The sequence below is a fragment of the Acidithiobacillus sp. TH-A36 genome, from assembly GCF_057473445.1.
The window spans coordinates 1-1,219 of the sequence record NZ_JBYCKP010000369.1 but is presented as its reverse complement, the minus strand read 5'-3'; the positions used below and the strand labels follow the sequence as shown (position 1 = coordinate 1,219).

Annotated in this window: 1 protein-coding gene; it reads right to left on the bottom strand. The window is 55.0% G+C overall.

Annotation, left to right across the window (positions count from 1 at the left end; all coding sequences use genetic code 11):
• Positions 1 to 389: 389 nt before the first annotated feature.
• Positions 390 to 1,219, bottom strand: an 830-nt coding sequence (locus AC2VLY_RS09740) for an isomerizing glutamine--fructose-6-phosphate transaminase (protein ID WP_486922179.1), incomplete at its 5' end; no start/stop codon positions are given.

Below are 1,219 nucleotides of genomic sequence, written 5' to 3'. Positions count from 1 at the left end.
TCCTCTAAGCGGAGAGGATATTGCTCGCGGATATCAGCGACAGATGGATTCCAGTCAAATAGAAAAAAAGCCGCCAGTTCGAGATCCGACAGCAGATGGTGGGTTCGTTGAGTCTGGACTCCCCAGATTCTATGAGATCGTCCTGCAGAAGGCAGGTCTCTGACAGTCAACCAGGGTTGGTAATCTTTTCCTGAGCCCCTTCCCCGACCTTGTTTAATCCATTTCTGCGAACGGTGGTCAAGGGGTAAGCAGGTCAAAATCCGTACCTCCAACTCTGAACATAAGTATACGGAGGAAAGTTACCATCTTTATTTGTAAGTTACCAACTTTATTTCGTTGTTACCAACTTTATTTGCATCCTACAAACATCCGTAACAGCACCTACCCGATCATTCCACCGTAACCGCCTTGGCCAGATTGCGGGGACGGTCCACATCGGTGCCTTTTACCAGCGCGGCATGATAGGCCAGGAGCTGTACCGGAATGACGTGTACCACCGGTGAAAGCAGACCGGTGTGGCGGGGCAGACGCATGACGTGAATACCCGCGCTGGCGCTGAAGTGACTGTCTGCATCAGCGAACACATACAACTCTCCGCCTCGGGCATGCACTTCCTGCATATTTGCAGCGACTTTTTCCAGCAAACGGTCATTGGGGGCAATGACCACGACGGGCATATTGCTGTCCACCAAAGCCAGTGGGCCATGTTTGAGCTCCCCTGCGGGATAGGCTTCGGCGTGAATGTAGGAGATTTCCTTGAGCTTGAGGGCGCCTTCCAGGGCGATGGGATAATGCAGGCCACGACCCAGAAAAAGCGCATGTTCCTTGCCCGCAAAACGCGCTGCCCAACCCTGAATTTGTGGCTCCAGATTCAGGGCATGCTGGACACTGCCGGGAAGCTGGCGGAGAGCCTCCAGATGGGTGGCCTGAGCATCCGCATCCAGTTTGCCCTGCGCCTTGGCCAGAGAAATCGCCAGCAAATACAAAGCGACCAGTTGAGTCGTAAACGCCTTGGTGGACGCCACCCCGATTTCGGGGCCGGCGCGGGTCAGAAAACGCAGTGCCGCGGCTCTGGGGATGGCACTTTCCGCCACATTGCAAATGGACAGAGTATAGTCGTGACCCAGCTCCTTGGCCCGTTTCAGGGCCTCAAACGTATCCAGCGTTTCGCCCGACTGGGAGAGGGTCACAATGAGCTGGCGCGGGTTGGGAATGGAGT